This window comes from Streptomyces sp. NPDC045021 (genome assembly GCF_056432645.1).
In genome coordinates, this window is sequence record NZ_JBWKIQ010000006.1 from 1 (window position 1) to 7311 (window position 7311).

Below are 7311 nucleotides of genomic sequence, written 5' to 3' on the forward strand. Positions count from 1 at the left end.
GGTACTGCAGGGGGGACCCTGTGGGAGAGTAGGACGCCGCCGAACAATCATTGAGAAGAAGCCCCCAGGCTATTGCCTGGGGGCTTCTTTGCGTTGCCGATACACGCGTTCCCTACAGTGGTGCCATGCGCTATGACCTGATCATCTTCGACAACGACGGCGTGCTCGTGGACAGCGAGCCGATCTCCAACCGGATCCTGGCCGGCTATCTCACGGAACTCGGGCACCCGACCTCGTACGAGGAGTCGATCCGGGACTACATGGGCTCCGCGATGCACCGGATCCACGAGCTGGTGCTGGAGCAGTCCGGGCGGACGTTGCCGGAGGACTTCAACGATGTCTTCCACGGGCGGGTCTTCGAGGCGTTCCGGCGTGATCTGCAGCCGGTGCCCGGGGTCGCCGACGTCCTGGGGAAGCTGGAGGCGGAGGGTGTGCCGTACTGCCTCGCCTCGTCGGGCAGCCATGAACGGATCAGGGTGGCGCTGCACAAGACCGGGCTCTTCGAGCACTTCGGCGAAGAGCGCATCTTCAGCTCGCAGGACGTCGGCCGCGGGAAGCCGGCTCCCGACCTCTTCCTGCACGCGGCACAGGTGATGGGAATCGCTCCCGCACGGTGCGCGGTCGTCGAGGACAGCCCGCTGGGTGTGCAGGCGGCCGTGGCGGCCGGGATGGACGTGTACGGGTTCACCGCGATGACCCCGGCGGCCAAGCTCGCGGGCGCCAATGCCCTGTTCAGCGGGATGCACGAGCTCCTGGATCTGATCGTCTAACTTGTGACCCGCAACACCTACTCATCCGTAGCTTAGGGATCTACGCTGCTCGCTCATGGACGCATCTCTGCGGCATGGCCGGGCCTCGCTGGCGGTCAGCTTCTTCAGCCAAGGCGTGGTTTTCGCTCTGCTCGTCACCCGGATTCCGGCGATCCAGGATCGCTACGGGATCAGTGACGGGCTGCTGCCGGTCTTTCTCGCCGCTGTGCCGATCCTGGCCGGGGTGGGCAGCGTGGCGACCGAGCACCTGGTGAAGCGGGTGCGGCCGAGCGTCGTACTGCGGTGGGTCCAGCCACTGGTCGCGCTGGTGCTGGTCGCGGCCGGTTCCGGGAACGCGATGTGGCAGATAGCCGTGGCGCTCGGCCTGTTCGGGATCTGTGTCGGCGGGCTCGACGCCTCCATGAACATGCTGGGCGTCAGCCTGCAGCGCACCTACGGCCGGAGCATCATGCTCGGCTTCCACGCCGCCTACAGCCTCGGCGGCATCACCGGCGCCTCGCTGGCGTGGGCCGGGGCGCACTGGCATCTGTCGCTCGCGGTGCTCTACGCGCCGGTCGCCGCCGTCCTGATCCCGTTGGCGCTGACGGCCAGCCGCTGGTACGTGGACCAGCGGCCGGAGCCGGTGGTCGAGGGCGCGGAAGCGCCGGTGGCGACACCCGTGGTGATGCGGCTGCTGCTGCCGCTCTGCCTGGTGATGGCCTTCGCGTACATCGGCGACTCGACCGTCTCCAACTGGAGTGCGAAGTACCTGCAGGACACTCTTGGCAGCTCGGAGCAGCTGTCCACCGTTCCCTACAACATCTACATGGTGACGACCCTGCTCGGCCGGGCGGCCGGGGACCTCGGCGTGCGGCGCTTCGGCGGGGCCGCGGTGGTGCGGGCCGGAACGGTGCTCGCGGCGCTCGGGTTCGGGGTGGTCGCGGCGGCGCCGGGCCCGTGGGCCGGGATGCTCGGGTTCACGCTGCTGGGGTTCGGGCTCTGTGTCATCGTGCCGACGACGTTCGCGGCGGCCGGCCGGCTCTTCCCCGGGGCCTCGGACACGGCCATCGCGCGGTTGAACATCTTCAACTACGTCGGGTTCCTGATCGGCGCCCCGCTGGTCGGTGCGATCGGTGACGCGTGGAGCTACCGGGGCGCGATGCTGATCCCGATGGTGCTGGTGCTGGCGACACTCCTGTATGCCAGGTCGTTCGACACCGGCGAGGCCCGATACGGTGTCGGCCATGAGCGGCCGCGCACAGCTGATGTGGGATGAGCAGGTAACAGGCTACGACTTCGGCCCCGGGCATCCGATGGACCCGGTGCGGTTGTCGCTCACGATGCGGCTGGTGGAGGCCTTCGGGCTGGACCAGAAGCTCAAGGTGACGTCGGCGCCGGCGGCCGGGGACTCCACGCTCGGGCTGGTGCACCGCGCCGACTACGTGGCCGCGGTACGGCGGGTCTCCGCCGATCCCGGGTCGGTGGAGCTGGAGTACGGCCTCGGTACGGAGGACAACCCGGCCTTCGCGGGTATGCACCGGGCCTCCGCGCTGATCGCCGGGCAGTCCGTCGGGGCGGCCGAGGCGGTGTGGAGCGGTGACGTTGCTCACGCGGTGAACTTCGCGGGCGGCCTGCACCACGCGATGCCGGGCTCCGCCGCGGGCTTCTGCGTCTACAACGACGCGGCGCTGGCGGTGGCGCGGCTGCTGGAGCTCGGTGCGGAGCGCGTGGTCTACGTGGATGTGGACGTGCACCACGGGGACGGGGTGCAGGCCGTCTTCTGGGACGACCCGCGCGTGCTGACGATCTCGCTGCACGAGCATCCGCGGACGCTCTTCCCGCAGACGGGCTGGCCGGAGGAGACCGGTGGCGCCGGCGCGGAGGGCGGGGCGGTGAACGTCGCGCTGCCGGCCGGTACGGGTGACGCGGGGTGGCTGCGGGCATTCCACGCCGTCGTACCGGAGTTGATCGCGTCCTTCCGGCCGCAGGTCATTGTCTCGCAGCATGGCGCGGACACCCATTTCGAGGACCCGCTGGCGCATCTCGCGGTGAGTCTGGACGCGCAGCGGGCCGTCGCCGAGGCGTGTCACGCGCTGGCGCACGAGCACGCGGAGGGCCGCTGGGTGGCTCTCGGCGGAGGCGGCTACGCGGTGTCGGACGTCGTACCGCGGTCCTGGACGCATCTGGTGGCGATCGCCGCGGGCACGCCGATCGACCCCGCCGCCGAGACGCCGGAGGCGTGGCGGCACGAGGTGTACCGGGCGACGCGGGCGATGGCGCCCGCGCGGATGACGGACGGCCGGCACCCGGTCGTCTGGCGGAGTTTCGAGGAGGCCGGGTACGACCCGGCGGACCGTCTCGACCAGGCGGTCCTGGCCACCCGGCGCGCGGTGTTCCCACTGCACGGTCTGCTGGCCTGAGCTGGGGGTCCCTGGACGGAATCTGTGGGAGTCCCCCGGACGGAGTCTGTGGGGGTCCCTCCGGACGGAGTCTGGGGGAGAACATGCGGACAGCAGAAGGGAGCGGGATGGGTGGTATTGGGCACCAATCACCCGCAAGGGGTGCGTTTTCCGGTTTCGGGTGGATGGCGGGGGCGTAGACGGCAGTATCGGGGGCGTGCTGAGTGTCGGCGCGCTGCGCGCGCATCTGCTGGCGGCCCGGCTGGCCGGTCCCGTGGCGACGCCGCGGGAGAAAAGTCTGCTCAGTTATCGGATGTTCGCGGCACGGGATCCGCGCCAGACGCTCGGCCTCGACCCCGAAGGGGTGTGGGGAACGCCGGAGTTGTTGCGGCTGATGGCCGAAAGGTGTGGGGTGTCACCTGATCCCGGACACACTTCGGGGCAGGATGTGATCGACCCCGACTGCACGGTGGCGGCGCTTGACGCTTTTGCGGAACGATTGGCTCGGGCAGCAGTTGACCGGGTTCCGGTGCTGATCGGAACAGGTCATCCGCACCGACTCCTGGGCTTCTACGCCGCATTGGCCGCTGCGTTGTCGGCGGCAGGATGTCCTGTCCTCACCTCCGCGCATGGTCGACCTATCGACATTCCGACCCGATTCGGGCTACGCCAGCACAACCTTTGGTACGTAGGCGGAGTCGCGATGGTCCGCCCCGTGGGTGCGCTCCCCACCTCGAGCGAGCCCGGGGCGCACACGCACTCCCCCCTGCCGGTTCGTACCGCTCTGGCCGCCGCGGCCGGCCGCGGGGGGTTGCTGCCGGGGCTGGTGGTCGGTGATCACGGGTGGGTCTGCGGGGCTGGTCAGCTGGGCATTGAGGCGATCGGGCTGGCGGACGCCGACGATCCCGCGGTGTTCGTGGCCGAGGCGGAGGGGCGGGTTTCCGTCGCGGTTCCGCTTGATGACGCTGTGCGGTCCGATTACTACCGGCCGCTTACGCGCTATGTACTCAATCGAGCGTGTCTGTCACAGTAGTCAACCGATCGCAACTCCTCTTCCCCACTTGCATCACCCGCACCTAATCTGGGGAGGAGCGCACGTGCCTGCTGGAGTCACCGGAGGGGAAGCCGGTGGCCGTCATGTGCGGAAGGTTCAGGTGTGTCATGGCTTCTAGCGACAGGCCTCTCAATGAGGTCGTTTTCCTGACTGTGGCGGAGGTCGCCTCAGTGATGCGTGTGTCCAAGATGACCGTGTACCGACTGGTGCACAGTGGCCATCTGCCGGCGATCCGGGTGGGCAGGTCCTTCCGGGTTCCAGAACAAGCCGTCCACGACTATCTGCGTGAGTCCTACGTGGGGGTGGGGGAATCTGCTTGACGGCCTACTCGGTCGCCTCGGTTCTACCCGCCCCCTCAGGGCGGGTAGGCTTGGCCGACGTAGGTCGTGTGGGCTCGGACGCCCCGCACCGAGTGAAAACGAAGCGAGGGTAGTCGTGGGCTCTGTCATCAAGAAGCGGCGCAAGCGTATGGCCAAGAAGAAGCACCGCAAGCTGCTGAAGCGTACGCGTGTGCAGCGTCGCAACAAGAAGTAAGCGAGCCACTCGCTGCACTTCCTGCCCTCCCACCACCGTGCTCTGCGCGGCGGTGGGAGGGCAGCCGCGTTTCCGGGGCACTGCGGGGTAGCCGAACGGTCGGGGCATCGGCCGTCCGGGGTGGTTCCCGGACAGTCGCCGTGGTCACTGGCCCCGGAGGCCGTCATCACAGCGCAACATCGAACCGATACGGTGCGTACATCCCTGACGGAAGGCGCTGAATCGTGGGCAAGGTGGTGCTCGTCACCGGAGTCGCGCGAAAGCTCGGCGGCCGGTTCGTCCGCCGGATCCAGCACGATCCGGAGGTCGACCGGGTGATCGGCGTGGACGCCGAGGTACCGGAGCACCAGTTGGGCAACGCGGAATTCGTCCGGGCGGACATCCGGCACCCGATGATCGCCAAGGTACTGGCCCAGCACGCCGTCGACACCGTGGTGCACATGGACGTCAGCGGCACCCCGCTGGGATCCGGTGGCCGGGCGCAGGTCAAGGAGACCAACGTCATCGGCACGATGCAGTTGCTGGGCGCGTGCCAGAAGGCGCCGACCGTACGCCGCCTCGTGGTGAAGTCGACGACCAGCGTCTACGGCTCGGCGCCCCGCGACCCGGCGGTGTTCACCGAGACCATGCCGCCGAAGTCGCTGCCCAGTGGTGGCTTCGCGAAGGACGCGGTCGAGGTCGAAGGCTATGTGCGCGGCTTCGCGCGCCGCCGGCCGGACGTGGCGGTGGCCGTCCTGCGGTTCGCCAACATCCTCGGCCCGCAGGCCGACTCCCCGCTCGCGGAGTACTTCTCGCTGCCGGCGCTGCCGACCGTGTTCGGCTACGACCCGCGGCTGCAGTTCGTGCACGAGGACGATGTGACCGACGTGCTGGTCCTCGCCTCGCTCGACGCCCGTCGCGGGACGCTCAACAGCGGCACGTTCAACATCGCGGGCGACGGGGTGCTGCTGCTGTCGCAGACCGCCAGGCGGCTCGGCCGGCCCACCGTGCCGGTGCTGCTGCCCGCCGTCACCTGGGTCGGGCAGATGCTGCGTACGGCGGGGGTCACGGACTTCTCACCCGAACAGATCCGGCTGCTGACCCACGGCAGGGTGGTGGACACCACGCAGATGCGTGAGACGCTCGGATTCGCCCCGAAGTACACGACGGCCGAGACCTTCTGCGACTTCGCCCGCAGCCGTGGTCCCGGCCTGCTTCCGCCCGACCGGCTCGCCCGCACGGTCGACGCGATCGCCGCCGCACTTCCCGCGGGCGCCAACCGGACGTGAGAGCCCCAACGAGGAGGAGCCGCAGCATGGCGGACGCCAAGGTCATCCCGTTCGACGAGGACACGCGTGCCCGTCGGGGGCCGGGCAGGCCGCGCGGACGGGCGGGGTCCCGCAAGAAGAGCGACGGGACCGCGTCGGCGACACCGCTGTCCGCCGTTCCGGTGGAGTTCCCGGACGGGCGGGCCGGCACACCGGAGCCGCGCGCTCCGCGCGACGACGTCGACACCGAGGGCCGGTCCGTACCGTCCCCTGAAGGCGCGCAGGAGGGCCAGGACGGCCCCACAGGCGACGCGGGGACCGCCGGGGGCGCGGACGGCGCCGCACGGCACACGGCGCCCGCGGCGGCCGTCGCCGAGGCCCTCGCGGACGCGCTCGGCGGCGCGGCCGAGCGGCTGATGGGGGCCCGCTGGGACCGGAAGGTCGCCCACGGGCTGTCGTTCCTGCGGCGCCGGATCACCGGCGACTACGAGGTCGACGAGTTCGGCTACGACGAGCAGCTCACCGACCAGGTGCTCATGTCGGTGCTGCGGCCGATCTTCGACCAGTACTTCCGAGTCGAGGTCAAGGGCATCGAGAACATCCCGGCCGAGGGCGGCGCCCTGGTCGTCGCGAACCACTCCGGGACGCTCCCGCTCGACGGCTTGATGGCGCAGGTCGCGGTGCACGACCATCACCCGGCCGGCCGCCACCTGCGGCTGCTCGCCGCCGACCTGGTCTTCGTGCTGCCCGTGGTGAACGAGCTGGCCCGCAAGGCAGGCCACACGCTGGCCTGCACCGAGGACGCGCAACTGCTGCTGGAGCGCGGGGAGGTCGTCGGGGTGATGCCGGAGGGCTTCAAGGGCCTCGGCAAGCCCTTCGCCGACCGCTACAAGCTGCAGCGCTTCGGGCGCGGCGGTTTCGTAGCGACGGCGCTGAAGACCGGTGCGCCGATCATTCCGTGCTCGATCGTGGGGGCGGAGGAGATCTACCCCATGGTCGGCAACTCGAAGACGCTGGCGCGCCTGCTGGGCGTGCCGTACTTCCCGGTCACGCCGACGTTCCCCTGGCTGGGGCCGCTGGGTCTGGTGCCGCTGCCGACGAAGTGGACGATCCAGTTCGGCGAGCCGATCAGGACCGACCACTATCCGCCGGAGGCGGCGGAGGACCCGATGCTGGTCTTCAACCTGACGGACCAGGTGCGCGAGACCATCCAGCACACGCTGTACAAGCTCCTGGTGCAGCGGCGGTCTGTGTTCTTCTGAGCCGAAGGCGGCCGCGGCCGGACGTTCCGACGGCCGGAGGCCGGCGCAGGCGACCGAAGCCTGGGA

The 7311-nt window shown here is 69.8% G+C and carries 8 protein-coding genes; all 8 read left to right on the forward strand.

Annotated features, from left to right (window positions below; translation table 11 throughout):
* Positions 1–125: 125 nt before the first annotated feature.
* Complete coding sequence (locus tag AC07DC_RS19170; RefSeq protein WP_478915612.1) at positions 126–770, forward strand: HAD family hydrolase; 645 nt, start codon at positions 126–128, stop codon at positions 768–770.
* Between the two features lie 55 nt (positions 771–825).
* Entirely contained in the window at positions 826–2025 is a 1200-nt protein-coding gene (locus tag AC07DC_RS19175; RefSeq protein ID WP_478915613.1) for an MFS transporter, read from the forward strand.
* Positions 1994–3169: an acetoin utilization protein AcuC gene (locus tag AC07DC_RS19180; protein WP_478915614.1), complete on the forward strand. Its 1176-nt coding sequence runs from the start codon at positions 1994–1996 to the stop codon at positions 3167–3169. The genes AC07DC_RS19175 and AC07DC_RS19180 overlap by 32 nt, the downstream gene beginning before the upstream one ends.
* Before the next feature lie 196 nt (positions 3170–3365).
* A complete protein-coding gene (locus tag AC07DC_RS19185; protein WP_478915615.1) occupies positions 3366–4181 on the forward strand; it encodes a phosphatase in 816 nt (271 codons plus the stop codon).
* Between the two features lie 128 nt (positions 4182–4309).
* Positions 4310–4522, forward strand: a complete 213-nt coding sequence (locus AC07DC_RS19190; protein ID WP_478915616.1) for a helix-turn-helix domain-containing protein — start codon at positions 4310–4312, stop codon at positions 4520–4522.
* Between the two features lie 115 nt (positions 4523–4637).
* On the forward strand, positions 4638–4736 hold the full coding sequence (locus AC07DC_RS19195; RefSeq protein ID WP_003948845.1) for a 30S ribosomal protein bS22: 99 nt from the start codon (positions 4638–4640) through the stop codon (positions 4734–4736).
* Positions 4737–4960: 224 nt separating this feature from the next.
* The gene (locus AC07DC_RS19200; protein ID WP_478915617.1) at positions 4961–6004 is read left to right on the forward strand and encodes an NAD-dependent epimerase/dehydratase family protein; all 1044 of its coding nucleotides are present in this window, start codon (positions 4961–4963) and stop codon (positions 6002–6004) included.
* 26 nt (positions 6005–6030) lie between these two features.
* Positions 6031–7245, forward strand: a complete 1215-nt coding sequence (locus tag AC07DC_RS19205; protein ID WP_478915618.1) for a lysophospholipid acyltransferase family protein — start codon at positions 6031–6033, stop codon at positions 7243–7245.
* The last annotated feature ends 66 nt before the right edge of the window (positions 7246–7311 follow it).

Coding starts and splice junctions, on each gene's coding strand:
- AC07DC_RS19170 (WP_478915612.1), top strand. CDS start 126: ATGCGCTATGACCTGATCATCTTCGACAACGACGGCGTGCTCGTGGAC.
- AC07DC_RS19180 (WP_478915614.1), top strand. CDS start 1,994: ATGAGCGGCCGCGCACAGCTGATGTGGGATGAGCAGGTAACAGGCTAC.
- AC07DC_RS19205 (WP_478915618.1), top strand. CDS start 6,031: ATGGCGGACGCCAAGGTCATCCCGTTCGACGAGGACACGCGTGCCCGT.
- AC07DC_RS19175 (WP_478915613.1), top strand. CDS start 826: ATGGACGCATCTCTGCGGCATGGCCGGGCCTCGCTGGCGGTCAGCTTC.
- AC07DC_RS19190 (WP_478915616.1), top strand. CDS start 4,310: ATGGCTTCTAGCGACAGGCCTCTCAATGAGGTCGTTTTCCTGACTGTG.